General features: G+C 65.5%; 12 protein-coding genes. 7 read left to right on the plus strand and 5 right to left on the minus strand.

Going from position 1 to position 19364, the window contains the following annotated elements:
* Positions 1-136: 136 nt before the first annotated feature.
* Together CAF92_RS16095 and CAF92_RS16100 are read right to left on the minus strand one after the other, a co-directional pair.
* A complete protein-coding gene (locus CAF92_RS16095) occupies positions 137-1717 on the minus strand; it encodes an aldehyde dehydrogenase (NADP(+)) (protein ID WP_085601362.1) in 1581 nt (526 codons plus the stop codon).
* 262 nt (positions 1718-1979) lie between these two features.
* Entirely contained in the window at positions 1980-3359 is a 1380-nt protein-coding gene (locus CAF92_RS16100; protein WP_085601363.1) for an APC family permease, read from the minus strand.
* Positions 3360-3640: 281 nt separating this feature from the next.
* Here CAF92_RS16100 and CAF92_RS16105 point away from each other — a divergent pair, with 281 nt between their 5' ends.
* The 4 genes from CAF92_RS16105 (at position 3641) to CAF92_RS16120 (ending at position 10780) form a co-directional block, all read left to right on the plus strand.
* Complete coding sequence (locus tag CAF92_RS16105) at positions 3641-4483, plus strand: helix-turn-helix transcriptional regulator (protein WP_085601364.1); 843 nt, start codon at positions 3641-3643, stop codon at positions 4481-4483.
* 41 nt (positions 4484-4524) lie between these two features.
* The gene (locus CAF92_RS16110) at positions 4525-5907 is read left to right on the plus strand and encodes an aspartate aminotransferase family protein (RefSeq protein WP_085601365.1); all 1383 of its coding nucleotides are present in this window, start codon (positions 4525-4527) and stop codon (positions 5905-5907) included.
* 177 nt (positions 5908-6084) lie between these two features.
* Complete coding sequence (locus CAF92_RS16115) at positions 6085-7578, plus strand: aldehyde dehydrogenase (RefSeq protein ID WP_085601366.1); 1494 nt, start codon at positions 6085-6087, stop codon at positions 7576-7578.
* Between the two features lie 316 nt (positions 7579-7894).
* A complete protein-coding gene (locus CAF92_RS16120; RefSeq protein WP_085601367.1) occupies positions 7895-10780 on the plus strand; it encodes an HD domain-containing phosphohydrolase in 2886 nt (961 codons plus the stop codon).
* Between the two features lie 352 nt (positions 10781-11132).
* Here the strand turns inward: CAF92_RS16120 and CAF92_RS16125 are convergent, their stop codons facing one another.
* Entirely contained in the window at positions 11133-12845 is a 1713-nt protein-coding gene (locus CAF92_RS16125) for an FAD-dependent oxidoreductase (RefSeq protein WP_085601368.1), read from the minus strand.
* A 194-nt stretch (positions 12846-13039) separates the two neighbouring features.
* Here CAF92_RS16125 and CAF92_RS16130 point away from each other — a divergent pair, with 194 nt between their 5' ends.
* The 3 genes from CAF92_RS16130 to CAF92_RS16140 all read left to right on the plus strand — a co-directional run bounded on the left by CAF92_RS16130 (position 13040) and on the right by CAF92_RS16140 (position 15841).
* Positions 13040-13816, plus strand: coding sequence for an IclR family transcriptional regulator (locus CAF92_RS16130; protein WP_046613956.1), 777 nt, complete (start codon positions 13040-13042; stop codon positions 13814-13816).
* 139 nt (positions 13817-13955) lie between these two features.
* Positions 13956-15008: a Gfo/Idh/MocA family protein gene (locus CAF92_RS16135; protein WP_085601369.1), complete on the plus strand. Its 1053-nt coding sequence runs from the start codon at positions 13956-13958 to the stop codon at positions 15006-15008.
* Positions 15009-15025: 17 nt separating this feature from the next.
* A complete protein-coding gene (locus CAF92_RS16140) occupies positions 15026-15841 on the plus strand; it encodes a sugar phosphate isomerase/epimerase (protein WP_085601370.1) in 816 nt (271 codons plus the stop codon).
* A 301-nt stretch (positions 15842-16142) separates the two neighbouring features.
* Here CAF92_RS16140 and CAF92_RS16145 read toward each other — a convergent pair whose 3' ends face one another.
* Entirely contained in the window at positions 16143-17432 is a 1290-nt protein-coding gene (locus CAF92_RS16145) for an MFS transporter (RefSeq protein WP_371916245.1), read from the minus strand.
* Positions 17433-17658: 226 nt separating this feature from the next.
* Entirely contained in the window at positions 17659-19338 is a 1680-nt protein-coding gene (locus CAF92_RS16150) for an FAD-dependent oxidoreductase (protein ID WP_085601372.1), read from the minus strand.
* Between the last annotated feature and the right edge of the window lie 26 nt (positions 19339-19364).

Here is a 19364-nt window from a genome sequence, read left to right on the forward strand (position 1 = left end):
GGCCGGTGATCCTGTGCCGGCCTCTTCGCGGGCTCGCCCGCTCCCACAGGTACGGCACAGTTCTGGAATTCTGTGCAGTACCTGTGGGAGCGGGTTTACCCGCGAAGAGGCCAGTACAGGCTACCTCAATGTCAGATCAAACCGCGCCACGGCTGGCGACCCCATCCACCAACCGCGCAATCCCCAGCGGGTTGGCACTTTTCAGCGCATCCGGCAGCAGCGTATCCGGGTAGTTCTGGAAGCACACCGGGCGCAGGAAGCGGTCGATGGCCAAGGTACCGACCGAAGTGCCACGGGCATCGGAGGTGGCCGGGTATGGCCCGCCATGCACCATCGCGTCCGATACCTCTACGCCGGTCGGGTAGCCGTTCAGCAGCAGGCGCCCGGCCTTGCGCTCCAGCAGCGGCACCAGCGCAGCAAAGGCACGCAGGTCGTCGGGTTCGGCAATCAGGGTGGCGGTCAGCTGGCCTTGCAGGTGGCGCAGCGCCTCGGCCAGTTGCTGGGCATCGGTCACTTCCACCACCACGGTGGTTGGGCCGAACACTTCTTCCTGCAGCAGCGGGTCGCTGTTAAGCAGCAGGCTCACGTCTGCCTTGAACAGCTGCGGCTGGGCCTGGTTGCCGGCTTGTGGCTGCCCGGCCAGGTGCTGGATGCCAGGGTGCGCCAGCAGGTGCTGCACACCGTTCTGGTAGCTGCGCAGGGTGCCGGTGTTGAGCATGGTCTGCGGCGCCTGGTCGGCCATGCGTGCCACCAGCGTGTGCACGAAGCGTTCGAACTGCGGCGACTTGATGCCCACCACCAAGCCCGGGTTGGTGCAGAACTGCCCGCAACCCAGCACTACCGAGGCGGCCAGTTCGCCGGCTACCTGCTCGCCACGGGCCTGCAGGGCCTGGGGCAGGACTATTACCGGGTTGATGCTGCTCATTTCGGCGAACACCGGGATCGGCTGCGCACGCGCAGCCGCCATGTCGCACAGGGCGCGGCCACCACGCAGCGAACCGGTGAAGCCGACCGCCTGGATGGCCGGGTGCTTGACCAGTGCTTCGCCCACGCCGGCACCATAGATCATGTTGAACACGCCTGCCGGCATGCCGCTGCCGGCCACCGCGCGGTCAATGGCCGCGGCCACGTGGGCAGCGGTGAGCATGTGCCCGCTGTGGGCCTTGAACACCACCGGGCAGCCAGCCGCCAGCGCCGAGGCGGTGTCACCGCCAGCGGTGGAGAAAGCCAGCGGGAAGTTGCTGGCACCGAATACAGCCACCGGGCCGACGCCGATGCGGTACTGGCGCAGGTCCGGGCGTGGCAGCGGGGTGCGCTCGGGCAGCGCGCGGTCGATGCGCGCGCCGAGGAAGTCGCCACGACGCACCACATCGGCGAACAGGCGCAGCTGGTTGCTGGTGCGGGCACGCTCACCGCGGATGCGTGCCTCGGGCAGTGCGGTTTCGCGCGTCACATGCAGGATGAAGTCATCGCCCAGTGCGTCCAGTTCATTGGCAATGGCATCCAGGAAAGCGGCACGCTGGGCCGGGCTGGTGCTGCGATAGGCCGGGTAGGCAGCCTCGGCGGCCTGCACGGCGGCTTCGACTTCGTCGCTGGTCGCCTGGTTGAAGGCGTATGGCAGTGGCTCGCCGGTGTGGGCGTCGACGCTGTTCAGCAGCACGTCACCGTTGCCGCTGAGCTGGCCGGCGATGTGGTTCAGGCGGTGTTCGATGGACATTTCGTTTCCCGTTGGCAATGACAGTCGATGGGCTGGGACTGTAGGGGGCGAAATGCGTGCTGAATAATGATTAATGCGGATCAGGTGATAACGGATCGTTATCGCAAAGGCCTTCTCCAAAAGTTTTCATCGTATGCACGGCCCCCTGTGGGAGCGGGTTCACCCGCGAACACCGGCGAAGCCGGTGCCATCCACCGAGTCGCCTGCTTCGCGGGTAAACCCGCTCCCACAGGGACCGCGCAAATGCTCGACAGCGCGCGTGTCACTCGGCCATCTGCAACTCCGGCAGCTTCACCCGGAACGCCCGGGTAAGCCCCAGCAACACCACCAGGCCCATGCCCATCCAGCACAAGCCGATGGTGAACGACAGGCTGGTCAGGCTGCTCCAAAGCCACAGCGTGCTGAGGAAGCCCAGGCCGGGAATGGCGCCATACAGCAGGTAGTTGCGAGCACCACGCAGCTTGTGGTCGATCAGGTAGTGCTTGACCACGGCCAGGTTCACCGCCGAAAAGGCGAACAGCGCGCCGAAGCTGATCATGTTGGCCACCGTGTCGAGGCTGATCACCAGGGCAATCAGCGACAGCAGGCTGACCAGCAGGATAGCCGTGGCCGGCACGCGCTTTTTCGTCACCAGCTGGCCGAAGGCACGGGGCAACGCACCGTCGCGGCCCATGGCGAACAGCACCCGCGACACGCTGGCCTGGGACACCATGGCCGAGGCGAAGCAGCCGGCCACGTAGGTGGCGGTGAAGGCGGTCACCAGCAGCTCGCCGCCAACCCGGCGCATCACGTCCACCGACGCCGAGTCCGGGTCGGCGAAGCTGCCCCAGTCGGGGAACACCATCTGTGCGCAGTACGACACCACCAGAAACAACATGCCGCCGATCAGCGACACGGCGAGGATCGCCACGGGAATGCGGTAGGTGGGGTTGCTGGTTTCCTCGGCCATGGTCGAGACCGCATCGAAGCCCAGGAACGACAGGCACAGCACGGCGGCGCCGGTCATGATCAACGGCACGCTGAAACCTTCGTGGTGGAACGGCGCCAGCAGCGACACCGGCTGTGCCTGCCCACTGAGGTTCTGGATGGACAGGGCGACAAACACGATGATGAACACCAGTTGCACCACCACCAGGATCCAGTTCACCCGGGTGATCGACTCGATGCCGATCAGGTTGAGGAAGGTGACCAGGGCAATGGAACCCGCTACCCACACCCAGGCGTGGATGGCCGGGAAGTATTCCGACATGTAGATGCCGATCAGCAGGTAGCTGAGCAGCGGCAGGAAGATATAGTCGAGCAGCAGGGTCCAGCCGGCGATGAAGCCGATGTGGCTGCCGAAGGCCTTGCGGGTGTAGGTGTAGACCGAGCCGGAGTAGGGGTGGGCCTGGACCATGCGGCCGTAGCTGTAGGCGGTCAGCAGCATGGCGGCGAGGGTCAGCAGGTAGGCGGTGGGCAAGTGCCCCTTGGTCATCTGGGTGACCAGCCCGTAGGTGGTGAAAACTGCAAGGGGGACCATGTAGGCCAGGCCGAACAGCACCAGGGCGGGCAGCCCCATGGACTTGCGGAAACGGCCGTTGCTGGCGGTGGGTTGCGACGGGCTATGTGCAGGGCTATGGGCTGTACTTGTTGTTGTATGCATTGCTAACTCCTGGAAAGGGATGCAGGACGCCGCGGTATGCGAGCGGGCTCGATACCGGTGGGTGTTGTGCAAGGAGGTCGAGCGGGTGGCTCGCAGCGCTGGGGCGGGTTGATGCTCCCACACCCCGCCGGTACCCGGAATCACCCTTTGGGGTGAGCCGGCAGAGGGCTTTGCCTGCTCACCCCAAAGGGTGATTTCGGTGTTTGCAGTGCCATGGGAGTATCTGGCCAACGACGCACCGCACTGGCGGCGGTGCCTTTACTTGACACGGCAGGCCCACAGTGACTGATCAATTGCTTTCGCAACAGTGGTTCGAGCACCTGGCCAAGGTCACCGAGGCGATCGGCCGGCCGGGCTTTGCCGCCAATCTCTTTGCAGCACTTGGCGTGATCCGGCCTATCCAGGCGACCACGGTGTACCTGTACCCCCACGACGGCATGCCCTGCGCGCTGTTCGAGCAGGACGACAAGGCGCCCTGGCAGCCCGAGGGCAATGTCAGCCGCTACCTGTCCGGCTTCTATCTGCTCGACCCGTTCTACGGGGCCTGTGTGGAGCAGGTCGAGTCCGGTTGCTATGGCCTGTTCGAAGTGGCGCCCGACCACTTCGAGGTCAGCGAGTACTACCAGTCGTTCTACCGGCACTCGCACCTGGAGGACGAGCTCAACTACATCCTGCAGGTCGCACCCGGGCAGAGCCTTGCGGTATCGATGGCGTTCACCGAAAAGCTCGATGGGCAAACCCGTGCGCTGTTCGGGCGTATCACGCCCTGGGTGCTGGCGGTGCTCGGCAAGCACTTCGTCGGGCTGGACAGCCGCAGCGGGCGCTTCGAGAACATCCTCGAGCAGCGCATCCACGCGGCGCTGAACAACTTCGGCAGCTCGCTGCTGACCGAGCGTGAATGCCGTATCGCCCAGTTGATCCTGCGGGGCCACTCGACCAAGTCGCTGGCCGAGCGCCTGGGGGTGTCGGAGGACACCATCAAGTCACACCGCAAGAACGTCTACGCCAAGCTCGATATCGGTACCCAGTCCGAGCTGTTCTCCCTGTTCATCGACGCGCTGGCCAATGCCCAGGGCGTGCTGGGCAAGGACCCGCTGGAAAGCTACATGGGCAAGCTGCGCTGAGCGTCAGCCGCCCTGCAACCCACCGCAAAGGAAAACCAACAATGAATGCGCCTTTCGCCCCGCAACGCCAGACCCGCGACTACCAGGCCTCCGATGCCGCACACCACATCCATGCCTTTCTCGACCAGAAGGCGCTGAACGCCGAAGGGCCGCGCGTGATCGTCGGTGGCGAACGCCTGCACCTGTGGGACAGCGAGGGCAAGCGCTACCTGGACGGCATGTCCGGCCTGTGGTGCACCCAGCTCGGCTACGGCCGTCGCGACCTGACCGCCGCCGCTGCCACGCAGATGGACCAGCTGGCCTACTACAACATGTTCTTCCACACCACCCACCCGGCGGTGATCGAACTGTCCGAGCTGCTGTTCAGCCTGTTGCCGGGGCACTACAGCCACGCGATCTACACCAACTCCGGCTCGGAGGCCAACGAAGTGCTGATCCGTACCGTGCGCCGCTACTGGCAGGTGGTCGGCCAGCCGAACAAGAAGATCATGATCGGCCGCTGGAACGGTTACCACGGCTCGACCCTGGCCGCCACGGCGCTGGGCGGCATGAAGTTCATGCACGAAATGGGCGGGCTGATCCCGGATGTGGCGCACATCGACGAACCTTACTGGTACGCCGAGGGCGGTGAGTTGACCCCGGCCGAGTTCGGCCGCCGCTGCGCCCTGCAACTGGAGGAGAAGATCCTCGAACTGGGTGCCGAGAACGTCGCCGGCTTCATCGCCGAACCGTTCCAGGGCGCGGGTGGCATGATCTTCCCGCCGGAAAGCTACTGGCCCGAGATCCAGCGCATCTGCCGCCAGTACGACGTGCTGCTGTGTGCCGATGAAGTGATCGGCGGCTTTGGCCGCACTGGCGAATGGTTCGCCCACGAATACTTCGGCTTCGAGCCCGACACCCTGTCCATCGCCAAGGGCCTGACCAGCGGCTACGTGCCCATGGGCGGCCTGGTACTGAGCAAGCGCATTGCCGAGGCGCTGGTGGAGCGGGGCGGGGTGTTCGCCCACGGCCTGACCTATTCCGGGCACCCGGTGGCGGCGGCGGTGGCCATCGCCAACCTGAAGGCGCTGCGTGACGAAGGCATCGTACGCCAGGTAAAGGACGACACCGGGCCGTACCTGCAGCGCATCCTGCGCGAAGTGTTTGCCGACCACCCGTTGATCGGCCAGGTGCAGGGTGCCGGGTTGGTGGCGGCGCTGCAGTTCGCCGAGCACAAGCCGACGCGCAAGCGCTTCGCCAACGAGAACGATTTGGCATGGCAGTGCCGTACCTTCGGTTTCGAGGAAGGGGTGATCATTCGCTCCACCCTGGGCCGGATGATCATGGCGCCGGCGCTGATCGCCAACCACAGCGAGCTGGATGAGCTGGTGGAGAAGACCCGCATTGCCGTGGACCGCACGGCGCGCCTGGTCGGCAAGCTCTAGACCGCTGATCCCTGTGGGAGCGGGCAAGCCCGCGAACACCGGCGAAGCCGGTGCCATCCACCGTGTCGCCTGTTTCGCGGGCATGCCCGCTCCCAAAGAGGGAGTGCGGCGTGCTTGCGGACTGTGTGGTATCTGTTAATTGCAAGAAGACCGCCACGACGGTCGCCTGGAGTACAAATGTACACCCTCGAATTCTGGCAACAACGTGCCTCGGACCTCTACCTTCCGGCCAATGCACTGATCGACGGCAAGCCCGTCAACGCGCAGGGCGGTGCCACCTTCGCCGCCATCAACCCCGCCACCAACAACGTACTGGCCCAGGTCACCGCCTGCGGCCAGGCCGAGGTCGACCTGGCCGCCGCCAGCGCCCGCAGGGCTTTCGAGCAAGGCCCGTGGCCGCGCATGGCACCGGGGGAGCGCAAGAAAGTGTTGTTGCGCCTGGCCGAGCTGATCATGGCCCATCGCGAAGAACTGGCCCTGCTGGACTCGCTGAACATGGGCAAGCCGGTCATGGACGCCTACAACATCGATGTGCCGGGCTCGGCGCAAGTGTTCGCCTGGTACGGCGAGGCGCTGGACAAGCTGTACGACCAGGTGGCGCCCACCGCACCCAACGCGCTGGCCACCATCACCCGCGAAGCCCTCGGCGTGGTCGCCGCCGTGGTGCCGTGGAACTTCCCGCTCGACATGGCCGCCTGGAAGCTCGCCCCGGCGCTGGCCGCTGGCAACAGCGTGGTGCTCAAGCCCGCCGAGCAATCACCGTTCTCGGCCCTGCGCCTGGCCCAGCTGGCGCTGCAGGCCGGTGTACCGGAGGGCGTGCTGAACGTGGTGCCGGGCCTGGGCGAGCAGGCCGGGCAGGCGCTGGGCCTGCACCCGGACGTGGATTGCCTGGTGTTCACCGGCTCCACCCAGGTGGGCAAGTACTTCATGCAGTACTCGGCACAGTCCAACCTCAAGCAGGTATGGCTGGAGTGCGGCGGCAAGAGCCCCAACCTGGTGTTCGAAAACTGCCAAGACCTGGACCTGGCTGCGGAAAAGGCGGCATTCGGCATCTTCTTCAACCAGGGCGAGGTGTGCTCGGCCAACTCGCGGCTGTACGTGCAGCGCTCCATCCATGACGAGTTCATCGAGCGCCTGCAGGCCAAGGCCCGCCAGTGGCTGCCAGGCAACCCGCTGGACCCGGCGAGCCGTGCCGGTGCGATTGTCGATGCCGGGCAGACTGGCCGGATCGAAGCCGCCATCGCCCGTGCCGGGCAGGACGGGGCGCGGTTGGTGTGCGGTGGCCGGCGCCTGACTATCGATGGTTCGGACAATTACATCGAGCCGACCATCTTTGCCGGGGTCGATGGCCGTATGAGCCTGGCCCAGGAGGAGGTATTCGGGCCGGTGCTGGCGGTCAGTGCCTTCGACAGTGAAGAGCAGGCCGTGCGCCTGGCCAACGACAGCATCTATGGGCTGGCGGCGTCGGTGTGGAGCGATGACTTCAACCAGGTGCACCGCGTGGCGCGGGCGTTGAAGGCCGGTACCGTGTCGGTGAACACGGTCGATGCGCTGGACGTGACGGTGCCATTCGGCGGCGGCAGGCAGTCCGGGTTTGGCCGCGACCTGTCGCTGCACTCGTTCGACAAGTATTCGCAGCTCAAGACCACCTGGTACCAGTTGCGCGCCTGATACATCCGATCTTGCACCGCGTCGCCTGTTTCGCGGGCTCGCCCGCTCCCACAGGTACTGCACTGGCTCAGGTGCTGCGCGGTCCCTGTGGGAGCGGGCAAGCCCGCGAAGCAGGCGACGCGGTACCCGGATCATTCATGGCGTTCCGTTAATTTTCTTTGCCAACCCGGCAGAAAGCTCGGGTCCGCTCTACACTGCTGCCAAGATGGGGCTGGGCTATGTGCCACCACGCCCCCGTCTCGCTGCCTGCGAATGGCTTCGGCCTGCATGATCGTCCTGGCTGCCCCGTCAAACCGCCATACATGGAGTACCTGAGATGGGCTGCGTGTCGAATGGTCGTGCTGCTGGCAACGCCGGACGTGGCATTTCACTACAGTGGCTGGTGGCACTCGCCATCGTGCTGGGCATGTTGCTGCTCGGCGCCGCCCTGGCCTGGCAGGGTTATCACGGCATTCGTCAGACCTTGGTGGCCGCAGCGGGTGATTCGGCCCAGCAAATTGGCAAGACCATCGACGAACGCGCCCGGCGCCTGATCGACCCGGTGCAAAGCAGTATCCGCCTGCTCGCCCACAACCCGGCCGCGCAAACCCCGGCGCAGCGCCTGGAACGCTTGCCGCAACTGGTCGAGACGCTGGACGCCAACCGCATGCTCAGTGCCGCCTACATGGGTTACCCCAGTGGTGATTTCCTGCTGGTGCGCCGCTTGCGTGACCCGCAGGTGCTGCAGCGTTTCGCCGCACCGCCGGGGTCGGCATTTCTGGTGCAGAGCGTCAGCCGTGAGGGTGGGGCGGTGCAGGGTGAGTGGCGCTTCTACGACCACGCGCTGAACCTGCTGCAGGCCCGGGCCAAGCCCGAATACCGCTACGATCCGCGTACGCGCCCGTGGTTTGTCGAAGCCAGCGCCCAACCCACAACCGTGCTGACCCACCCCTATGTGTTCTTCACCACCCGCGAGATCGGCCTGACCATGGCCCAGCGCAGCGTCGACGGCGGTGCGGTGATTGGCATGGACGTTTCGGTCGACGACTTGGTCAGCGAGACGCAGGGCCTGCGCATGACTCCCGGCACCGAGATCGTCGTGGTCGACGACCAGGGCAGCGTGGTGGCCTACCCGGACCTGCAGCGGGTCATCGTGCACGAAGGGCAGACCGTGCGCTTGTCGCGCATCGGCGAACTGGGCATTCCCAGCCTGGAGCACCTTTACGCAAACCTGTCGCAAGGCACCCGGCCGCACCCTTATCAGGTGGATGGCCAGACCTGGTATGGCATGCGTGTGCAACTGACCAACCTGGCCGGCCAGGACCTGCAGGTGCTGATCGCCGTGCCAGGCCATGAGTTGCTGGCCGGTGCGCGCAAGGTACTGCTCGAACAGTTGCTCTGGACCGCCGTCCTGATTAGCGTGCTGCTGGTGCTCGGTGGTGTGATTGGTCGGCGTATCGGTCGCCCGTTGCGGCTGCTGGCTGAACAGGTGCAAGGCCTGGCCGGCTTTGATTTCAGCCGCGAAGTCGGGGTGCGCTCGTGGGTGTACGAGGTGCGTGAGCTGAGCCGCGTGCTTGGCCGCATGTCGGGCACCATCCGCAGCTTCCAGGCGATTACCCTCACGCTCAGCCGCGAGCGCGACCTGGAGAGCATGCTCGACGGTGTGCTGACCCATCTGGTGGAAGCCGCCGGGGCCAACGCTGGCGTGGTTTACCTGTTCGATGCCGAACACACCTTGCTGCGCCTGGCCGCGGCCTGCCGTGGCGAGCAGTACCCTGGCGAGCTGGCCGTGGATGAGACTGCCCAGCAACACCTCGCCACGGCGGTGACCCAGGCCCTCGGCCTGCCCGAGCACAGCCTGGCCTTGGTGCTGAATGACCGTAGCCAGGCGCTGCTGGGCATCCTGGTCCTGCAACTGGGCGATGGACCTGCACACGAGCAGGCCGGCCAGCCGTTTCGCAGCTTTGTTGCGGAGCTGTCCGGGGTGGCAGCGGTGGCCATCGAGACGCGCCAGCTGGTCGAAGCCCAGCAACGCCTGCTGGATGCCATGATCAAGCTGCTGGCCGATGCCATCGATGCCAAGAGCCCCTATACCGGCGGCCATTGCGAGCGGGTGCCACAACTGGCGCAAATGCTGCTGGACCAGGCGGTGGCGGCCGAAACCGGCCCGTATGCCAGCTTCAGCATGAGCGCGGCTGAACGCTACGAGTTCCATGTGGCGGCCTGGCTGCACGACTGCGGCAAGGTCACCAGCCCTGAGTATGTGGTGGACAAGGCGACCAAGCTGGAAACCTTGTACAACCGTATCCACGAGGTACGCATGCGTTTCGAGGTGCTCTGGCGGGATGCCGAGCTGGTCTATTGGCAAGGCCTGGCCAGCGGTGGCGACCAGCAGGCGCTGCAAGCCACCCTGGCGCGCAGCCAGGTCCAGCTGCAGGACGACTTCGCTTTCGTCGCCCAGGCCAACATCGGCGGCGAGTTCATGCAGGACGCCGACATCGAACGCCTGCAGCAGATTGGCCGGCGCTGCTGGCAGCGCCATTTCGACAACCGCCTGGGCATCTCCCGTGATGAAGCGGAACGCTTTGCCGACATGCCTCCGCCCGCGCTACCGGTTGACGAACCACTGCTGGCCGACCGCCCCGAGCATTTCGTGCCCTGGGGCCCCCGCAAGCCACCGGTGGCCAAGGACGACCCGCGCAATCGCTGGGGCTTCGACATGCGCTTGCCGGCCTACGCCAGCAATCATGGCGAGCTGTACAACCTGGCGATCCGCCGCGGCACGCTGAATGATGAGGAACGCTTCAAGATCAACGAACACATCGTGCAGACCATCATCATGCTCAGCTCCTTGCCGTTCCCGCGCCAGCTCAAGCGGGTGCCGGACATCGCTGGCAACCATCACGAGAAAATGGACGGCAGTGGCTACCCGCGCCGGCTGGGCGAGCAGGACCTGGGCGTTGCCGAGCGGGTGATGGCGATTGCCGACATCTTCGAGGCGCTGACCGCGGCCGACCGGCCTTACAAGGCACCGAAGACCTTGTCCGAGTCGGTGAAGATCCTGGTGGGCATGGCCCGTGGCGGGCACATCGACGGCCAGCTGCTGGAGCTGTTCCTCAGCAGCGGGGTATACCGCCAGTATGCCGAGCGGTTCTTGCGTGCCGAGCAGATCGACGAGGTGGATGTGGCGTACTGGTTGGAGCAGATGCGTTGCCCGGCTTGAGCGAAAAATCGGATTCAGCCCCTTCCTTCCCCATTCCTTCGAAGACACCTTGATCGAGGTGCAGATGCCCAATGGGCGAAGCACTTTGCACCAGGGCAGAAGTAATGTGTTGCCTGCTCTGGCCTCTTCGCGGGCACGCCCGCTCCCACAGGATCTTCACCATACTCAAGAGTTGCACAGTACCTGTGGGAGCGGGGGTGCCCGCGAAAGGGGTGCGAAGCGCCCCCAACGATCTGTGCATCACTGCAAAATCGCTGGGGCCGCTTTGCGGCCCTTTCGCGACACAACGCCGCTCCTACAGGAATCGCGCCGTCCATGAGAAACAGGGCACGGCCATCAGTGATCGCTCACCTCATTCATACCCCTGCGCCCCGGCAATATGCCGCCCGGCCACATAGCCAAAGGTCAGCGCCGGGCCCAGGTTGATGCCACCCGACGGATACCAGCCGCCAAACACGCTGGCCATGTCGGTACCCGCCGCATACAGGCCAGCAATCGGCTGCCCGGCTTCATCCAGCACCCGGGCATTGCCGTCGGTGCGCAGCCCGGCAAAGGTGCCAAAGCAGCCGGGCTGCACCTTCACCGCATAGAACGGCCCCTGCTCGATGGGCGCCACGCAAGGGTTTGGCCCCTTGTGCTGCGGGTCGCCCTGCTTGCGGTTGAACGGTGTGGAACCACGGCCGAACGCCGGGTCCTGGCCGTTGCGGGCATGGTCGTTGAAGTCGCTGACCGTAGCGCACAACCCTGCCGGGTCGATGCCGCAGGCCTGAGCCAACTGCTCGAGGGTGGCCCCCTGCTTGAGATACCCGCTGCGCACGTGCGGCCACACCGGCAGCGGCGCCGGGCGGGCATGGCCCAGGCCGTAGCGGCGCAGGAAGCGATGGTCGCAGACCAGCCACGAACACACCTCTTCGCCTTGCGGCACCGCCGCGACCATCGCTGACACATAGTCGTAATAGCCATGCGCTTCGTTGACGAAACGCTTGCCATTGGCCAATACACCGATGATGCCCGGTTTGCCGCGTTCGATGATGTGCGGGAAGTGGCCGACCCTGCCGTCACGGTGCGGCACCCGCGAAACCGGTGCCCAGGCCACTGGCGACTTCAGGTCGGTGGCGACCACACCGCCGGCCGACTCGCCCAGGCGCAGGCCGTCGCCCGAGCAACCCTTGGGGGGCAGGGCCAGGTTGTCGTGGCCGCTGGCATCGCGCGGGAACAGTTGCCGGCGGCGGGCGTTGTCGTTGGGGAACCCACCCGCCGCCAGTACCACGGCCTTGGCACGGATCAACTGCTCGCCCTGCGGTGTCGCCACCAGCGCCCCCCGCACCTGGCCATCCTCGACCAGCAGGCGTTTGGCCGGTGCCGACTCTTGCAGGCGCACGCCCAAATCTTGCGCCGACCTGGCCAGGCGGGCCACCAGCGCCACGCCGTTGACCAGGTGCATCGCCCGGCCATACCGGACGAGGTGGTACAGGTGGCGGCCGAAGCGTTTGCACACGTGCAGCAAGGCCTTTGGCGAGCGGGTCATGTTGAGGAACGCGGCAAGGTCGGCACCTGCCATTATCGGCATGCCCATGAACGAGGTTTCGCGCATGGTCTTGCGCAGGCGTGGCAGCAGCGCACCGACCTCGCGCGCGTCATAGGGCGCGGCAATCACCTGGTGCCCTCCCTGGGCCGCTCCCGGTGTGTCGCCATGCATGTCGGGGATGCCGTTGCCGTCGGCAAACTGCAGCGCCGTGTGCTTTTCGAAAAACGCCACCATGTGCGGGCAGGCTTCGAGGAAGGCGTCGACGCGTTCGGCGTTGTAGTACGCCCCCAGTTCGTTGCGCAGATAGGTACGCGGCTGCTCGATGTCTTCCTCGATGCCGGCCCGGCGTGCCAGCGGGTTGCGCGGTACCCAGGCCCAGCCGCCTGACCAGGCGGTGGCGCCGCCGAACACTGGCTCCTTCTCCACCAGGATCACCTTCTGCCCGTGCCAGGCAGCCGTCACGGCCGCAGCCAGCCCGGCGGCACCAGAACCTATGACCAGTACATCGCATTCGGTTTCGTAGGGAGCGGAAGGCATTGCGGGATTCCTGTATTGTTATTGGAACAAGGTTCCACATTCTTATTGGCAGGGAATCGGCCTGCAAGGGCGTGGCGGCATTGGTGGGCAATTATTGGGCGATAACCGGACAGTTCGTGTTGCCCGGGCTGCGGCCGCTATCGGCGGTGTGGAATCATCTTCTAGAATTCGCAAAAATTTCAGGGACCTGTGTCATGGCTGGTAGTCAGATCGAACGCGCCTTCAGTCTTGTAGAAAGCCTTACCGGCGAGCCGCAGGGGCTGCCGCTGCAAACCCTGGCCGAGCGCCTGGACATCCCCAAGAGCGCCACCCATCGCATGCTCACCGAGCTGGTGCGGCTGGGCTATGTGCGGCAGAACCGTGACAACAGCCGCTACCAGCTGTCGGCCAAGCTGGTGGCGCTGGGCTTCCGTTACCTGGCCAGCAGTGGTGCCGACATCATCCAGCCGATTCTTGACCGCCTGGCCCAGGACAGCGGCGAACTGGTGCGCCTTGGCGTGATCGATGGTGCCCGCCAGACCTGGATCGCCAAGTCCCAGGGCGCCCGCTCCGGGCTGCGCTACGACCCGGACATGGGCCGTGACGCACCGCTGTTCTATACCGCGTCCGGGCATGCCTGGCTGGCCAGTCTGGACGATGAGCGGGCGCTGCAGATGGTGTTGCGCCAGGGCATTGCCGACCCGGCGCAGTTCGGCCCGAATGCGCCGCGCTCCACCGACGAATTGCTCACCTACCTGCGCCGCGCACGCGAGCGCGGTTACGCCTGGGTCGAGGAAACCTCGGCCATTGGCACCTCGGCCCTGGCTGCGGTGGTGCGCCGCCCGCAAAGCGACGAGGTGATCGGTGTGCTGAGCATCGCCGGGCCCAGTGCGCGCCTGGCACAAAGCCGCCTGGCAGACCTGGCGCCGCTGTTGCTGGCGGCGGCGGAGGAGCTGTCGGCGGCCAGCCGGGCCAGTGAATTGTTCGCCTGAAGTGCATTTCCGGTCGATTACCGCACACTGTGTTCTGCGGCTTCTTCTGAAAAGCTGAACCTGGTTCTAAATTGTTCAATGCGGAATGTGGAATTTAGTTCCGGAAACTGCATTACAACAATGACAAGAGGACAGGCTGTTGAACGCACCCCTACGTATTGCCTTGATCGGCGCCGGCATCATGGGCCGCCAGCATTACCAGCATTTGCTAAATGTGCCGCAGGCCCAGCTGTGCGCTGTGGCCGACCCGGGCCCCCAGGCCGAGGCCTTTGCCGCCGAATGCGGCGTGCCTTGTTTTGCCGACCACCGCCAGATGCTGGAGCACGCGCGCCCCGAGGCAGTGATCATTGCCAACCCGAACAACCTGCATGTCGCCACTGCCCTCGACTGCGTCGAGGTCGGTGTACCGGTGCTAGTCGAGAAACCGGTGGGCGTGCACCTGGATGAAGTCCGCGCGCTGGTGGAAGCCTCGCGCCGCCACAATGTGCCGGTGCTGGTGGGCCATCACCGCCGGCACAACCCGCTGATCGCCAAGGCTCACCAGGTGATCGCCGACGGCAAGCTGGGCCGGCTGATCAACGTCACCGCACTGTGGCAGTTGCAAAAGCCCGACAGCTATTTCGAAACCCCCTGGCGACGCGAGCCGGGCGCTGGCTTCTTGCTGACCAACCTGATTCATGACCTGGACCTGCTGCGCCACCTGTGCGGCGAGGTGGTGCAGGTGCAGGCATTCACCCGCAACGATGTACGCGGTTTTGCCAACGAAGACAGCGCCGCGGTGCTACTGCAGTTTGCCAATGGTGCATTGGGCAGCCTGACTGGCTCCGACGCGGTGGCTGCGCCATGGAGTTGGGAGCTGGACTCTGGCGAAAGCCCGGTCTATCCGCGTCAGGATGGCCAACCGTGCTACCTGCTGGCCGGCACCCAAGGGGCCCTGAGCATTCCGCAACTCAAGCGCTGGCACTACGCCGAGGTCGGGTCGGGCTGGCACACGCCGTTGTTGCAGAGCGAGGAAAGCATCCCCGCCGGCGAGGCATTGACCTTGCAGTTGCAACACTTCGTGCGGGTTGCCCGGGGTGAACAGGCGCCGCTGATCGATGCCGCCGACGGTGGCCGTACCCTGGCGCTGATCGAGGCGATCCGCCAGGCAGCGGAAACTGGCCGGGCCTGTGCGCCCGAGCACATTGCCTGACTTGTCTGGTGACGATAATGACTGATCGAATTTTCTCCCTGGCGGCCCTGACGGTACTCGAGCTGCCACCCCCGGACATGGTCGAGGCAGCAGCCCGCGCCGGGTACAGCCACGTAGGCCTGCGCCTGGTGCCCGCCACCGAGCAGGAACAGCATTTTCCGCTGGTGGCCGATGCCGGCCTGCGTCGGCAGACCCAGGCGCGCCTGCGCGACACGGGCATCAGGGTGCTCGACCTCGAGATATTGCGGCTGAAGCCGGAAACCTGTGTCGCCGATTTCGAACCGATCCTTGCAGTGGGTGCCGAGCTGGGCGGCACGGAGCTGCTGGTGGCTGGCAACGACCCGGATGAAGCGCGGCTGACCGAGCGCTTTGCTGCGTTGTGTGACCTGGCGGCGGGGTATGGCATTCATCCGCATCTGGAGTTCATGCCCTGGACTGATGTGCGTGACCTGCGCCAGGCCATGCGGGTGGTGGCCAACGCTGACCGTGCCAATGGTTGTGTGCTGGTGGATGCCTTCCACTTCAACCGCTCCGGCTCTTCGCTGGGCGATCTGGCGCAGCTGGCGCCGCAGCGCATGCGCTATGCCCAGCTGTGCGACGTTGCCGGCCCGGTGCCGGCCGACATGGACGAGATCCTGCGCCAGGCACGCAACGAGCGGCGCTTCCCGGGCGAGGGCGATGCCGACCTGGTCGGCCTGCTGCGCGGCTTGCCGCCCAGTGTGCCGTTGAGCCTGGAGATCCCCACGCGGCAGTTGCTGGAACAGGGCGTAAGCGGCGAACAGCGTGCGCGCATGGCGCTGGAGAAGGCCATGGCAGTGTTGGCCAGAGTCTGATTTATAGAATGCGGCGCATGGCACGGGCTACCGCCCGTGTTCGCGGCCACGCTACTCCTACAGAGCTGCACATGATTCACTGCCCTGGCAGGGGCCTTGTGGGAGCTGCAGATTTGCGGTGAGGCTGATGGCCCTATCGCCGGCAAGCCAGCTCCCACAGGTACAGCGACAACCTCGAGAACAACGCTGTACCTGTGGGAGCTGGCTTGCCGGCGATGAGGCCGGGCAGGCAAATTACTGATTGCTGACTGGCCAAAAAAAGGGCCCGCAAGGGCCCCGTAGAGGTAAGTGGCTAGCGCGTTCAGGCGCTCTCGATCTTGCGCGGCGCCATGAAGTACATCCACACCAGCGCCAGGAAGTACATCGCCGGGATCATGGTGAACAACACGGCATAGTTGTTGTTGGTAGCGGTCAGCACGCTACCGACAATCTGCGTCATGAACATCCCGCCAATCGCAGCGCACATGCTGCCGAAACCGAACACCGTGCTCACCAGGTGCTTGGGCGTGTAGTCCATCACCAGGCTCCAGATATTCGCCGTCCATGCCTGGTGTGCGCCCACCGCCAGCGAGATGGCCGCCACCGCGACCCACAGGCCACTGGCGTTGGCGGCAAAGATGACGCTGACCATGGTGCAGGCGAAGATCAGCATCGACACCAGCCGCGCCGTGGTAGCGCGCACGCCACGGCCGATGAGCCAGGAAGACAGGATGCCGCCGCCAATGCTGCCGAAGTCTGCCGTCAGCCAGATGATGATCAGCGGGATACCCATCTGGGTCACGTTGATGCCCAGGCTGTACTGCTGGTTGAGGAACGGTGGCAGCCAGTACAAATAGAACCAGAACACCGGTGCGGTAATCGCGTAAGCCACCGCGAACGCCCAGGTGCCACGCAGGCGCAGGATGCGGCTGAACGGCACGCGGGTCGGCTCGGGCTCGTCATCCTGCTGGATGTACTCCACCTCGCTCTGGCGCACGCGCGGGTGATCTTCAGGGTTGTAGTACTTCAGCACCCACAGCACCACCCACACCAGGCCCAGGCTGCCCATGGCGATGAACGCGGCCTGCCAGCCCCACACAGCCAGAATCAGCGGCAGCAGGGCGGGGGTGACCATGGCACCGACGTTGGTGCCGGCGTTGAACAGGCCGGTAGCGATGGCTCGTTCGCCAGCCGGGAACCACAGGCGCACGGTCTTCACGCAGGCCGGGTAGTTGGCGGCCTCGGTCAGGCCGAGGATGAAGCGGCAGACCATGAAGCCAGCCGCCGAGGTGGCCAGGCCGTGAGCGCCGGTGGCCAGGCTCCACAGCAGCACGGCGAAGAAGAACGCGCGTTTTACCCCGACCTTGTCGATCAGCCGGCCTTGCAGCAGGAAGCCGACCGCGTAGCCGACCTGGAACCAGAAGTTGATGTTGGCGTAGTCCATGGCCGTCCAGCCCATTTCCTTGGCCAGGACGGGCTGCATGATGCCGAGCGCGGCACGGTCGATGTAGTTCAGGGTGGTGGCGAAGAACACCAGGGCGAGCATGCCCCAACGGGTCTTGCCGACGCCGAAGGCGCCGCGAAGCTTGTCGCCGATCGAACCCTGGTGCATCCGGGGGGCGGCGGGGGTGATCTTGGAGTGGTTCATAGACTGCTCGTTTCTTGAAATTGTATTAGCTGCGGTGCTACAGGTGCGTGACCAAGTCCCAGGCAGGGGGCACGCAAGGCCGGTGCATGGTGAGCAGTGGAGGCGGCAGCGTCAATTCGAGGTAGGGGCTAGTGTTCGGTTACCGAACGTTTGCGTTGGGCCTGCGGGCGAAGCAAGGGGCAACGTAAACTCAGGTGGTCAAGGTACTCAACGCTCTTGCGGCCAGATAACCGAATGTCATCCCCGGCCCCAAGGTAATACCGCCACTCGGGTAATGCCCGCCCATCACACTGTCCATGTCGTTGCCCACCGCATGCAACCCGGGGATCGGCCGCGCATGGCGGTCCAGTACCCGGGCCGAGGCATCCGTGCCCAGGCCGGCGAAGGTACCCAGGCTGCCCGGCAACAGTTTCACTGCGTGGAACGGACCGTGCAGCAGTGGCCGCAGCGATGGATTGGGGGCTTGCAGCGGCTCGCCCTGGGCACGGTTGTAGGCCGATACACCACGCCGGAAAACCGGATCTTCACCCTGGGCTGCATGGCGGTTGAAACCGTTCACCGTGAGCTGCAACTGCGCGGCGTCGATCCCGCAGCGCTGCGCCAGTTCCTCCAGCGTGCGACCGCTGTGCAGGTAACCGCAGCGTTGATAGTGGCGGGTGGGGAAAGGGAAGGGCTTGGCCCAGCCGATACCATAGCGACGTTGCGCGGCATGGTCGCAGATCAGCCATGCTTCCGGCGCTTCCCCCTGCGGGGTGGCGGCGAACAGCGCGTTCATGAAGTCGTGGTAGCAATCTGCCTCGTTGACGAAGCGCCGGCCATCGCGGCGCACGGCGATGAAACCGGGCTTGGCACGATCGATCAAGTGCGGGAAATGGCCGAAACTGCCATCGCTGCGCGGCACCCGCGACACAGGTGCCCAGGCACCCGCATGGGGCGCAGCCACCTGGACCAGGCCACCGGCCTGTTCGCCCAGGCGCAGGCCGTCACCGCTGTTTTCCCTGGGGGCTGCGGAGTAATGCTGGGTACCTTCCGGCGCATGCGGCATCAGTTGCGCGATGCGCTGGCGATCATGCGCAAAGCCACCGCAGGCCAAAACCACACCGCGGCGGGCGTTGATCATCTGGCCATCGGCAAACTGTGCGCCGCTGACCCGGCCATCGCCCAGCAGGCGACTGGCCGGCTTGTCGGTCAGGAGCGTCACGCCAAGGTCCAGCGCGCTGCGCAGCAGCCGTGCCACCAGGGCATTGCCATTGACCAGGTGCAGGCCGCGCCGGTGCAGCAGCAGGTCGCGACCATGGCGCAGCAGGCGTTTGCCCACATGCAGCGCGGCCGCGGGCGAGCGCGTGGCGTTGAAGAAGGCGGCCATGTCGGCGCCGCCGGCAATGCCCATGCCGGCCAGGCTGACGATGTCCAGCGGTGGGCGCAGCTTGTGCAGCCAGGGCCCGAGCAGGCGCCCGTCGTATGGCAGCGCACACAGCGATCGGCCACCGCGCGCGCTGCCGTCGCCTTCGCGCATGTCGGGCATGCGGCTGCCGCACTGGAACTGTACGGCGGTATGTTGCTGGAAGAACGCCACCATCTCCGGGCCATGGTGCAGGAAGGCGCGCTGGCGCGGGTCCAGTTCGCTGACGTGGGTTTGCTCACGCAGGTAGCGCTCCGGGGCATCGTCGGTCTCGACGATGCCTTCGGCAATGGCCAGCGGGTTGCGCGGTATCCACAGCCAGCCCCCCGACCAGGCGCTGGTGCCGCCCAACTGGCTGGCTTTTTCCGCGACGATCACCTGCAGGCCGTGATGGGCGGCAGTAACGGCGGCAGCCAGGCCAGAGGCGCCGGAGCCGATGACGAGTACGTCACATTCGAGGGGTTGCATGTTGGGGTCCGCTCAGGCGTTGGAGG

This window comes from Pseudomonas sp. B10(2017) (genome assembly GCF_002113295.1).
Classification (GTDB): domain Bacteria; phylum Pseudomonadota; class Gammaproteobacteria; order Pseudomonadales; family Pseudomonadaceae; genus Aquipseudomonas; species Aquipseudomonas pudica.

Excerpts from the sequence above, each read along its gene's own strand:
- CAF92_RS16095 (WP_085601362.1), bottom strand. The coding sequence starts at position 1,717 with ATGTCCATCGAACACCGCCTGAACCACATCGCCGGCCAGCTCAGCGGC.
- CAF92_RS16100 (WP_085601363.1), bottom strand. The coding sequence starts at position 3,359 with ATGCATACAACAACAAGTACAGCCCATAGCCCTGCACATAGCCCGTCG.
- CAF92_RS16110 (WP_085601365.1), top strand. The coding sequence starts at position 4,525 with ATGAATGCGCCTTTCGCCCCGCAACGCCAGACCCGCGACTACCAGGCC.
- CAF92_RS16115 (WP_085601366.1), top strand. The coding sequence starts at position 6,085 with ATGTACACCCTCGAATTCTGGCAACAACGTGCCTCGGACCTCTACCTT.
- CAF92_RS16120 (WP_085601367.1), top strand. The coding sequence starts at position 7,895 with ATGGGCTGCGTGTCGAATGGTCGTGCTGCTGGCAACGCCGGACGTGGC.
- CAF92_RS16125 (WP_085601368.1), bottom strand. The coding sequence starts at position 12,845 with ATGCCTTCCGCTCCCTACGAAACCGAATGCGATGTACTGGTCATAGGT.
- CAF92_RS16130 (WP_046613956.1), top strand. The coding sequence starts at position 13,040 with ATGGCTGGTAGTCAGATCGAACGCGCCTTCAGTCTTGTAGAAAGCCTT.
- CAF92_RS16140 (WP_085601370.1), top strand. The coding sequence starts at position 15,026 with ATGACTGATCGAATTTTCTCCCTGGCGGCCCTGACGGTACTCGAGCTG.
- CAF92_RS16145 (WP_371916245.1), bottom strand. The coding sequence starts at position 17,432 with ATGCACCAGGGTTCGATCGGCGACAAGCTTCGCGGCGCCTTCGGCGTC.
- CAF92_RS16150 (WP_085601372.1), bottom strand. The coding sequence starts at position 19,338 with ATGCAACCCCTCGAATGTGACGTACTCGTCATCGGCTCCGGCGCCTCT.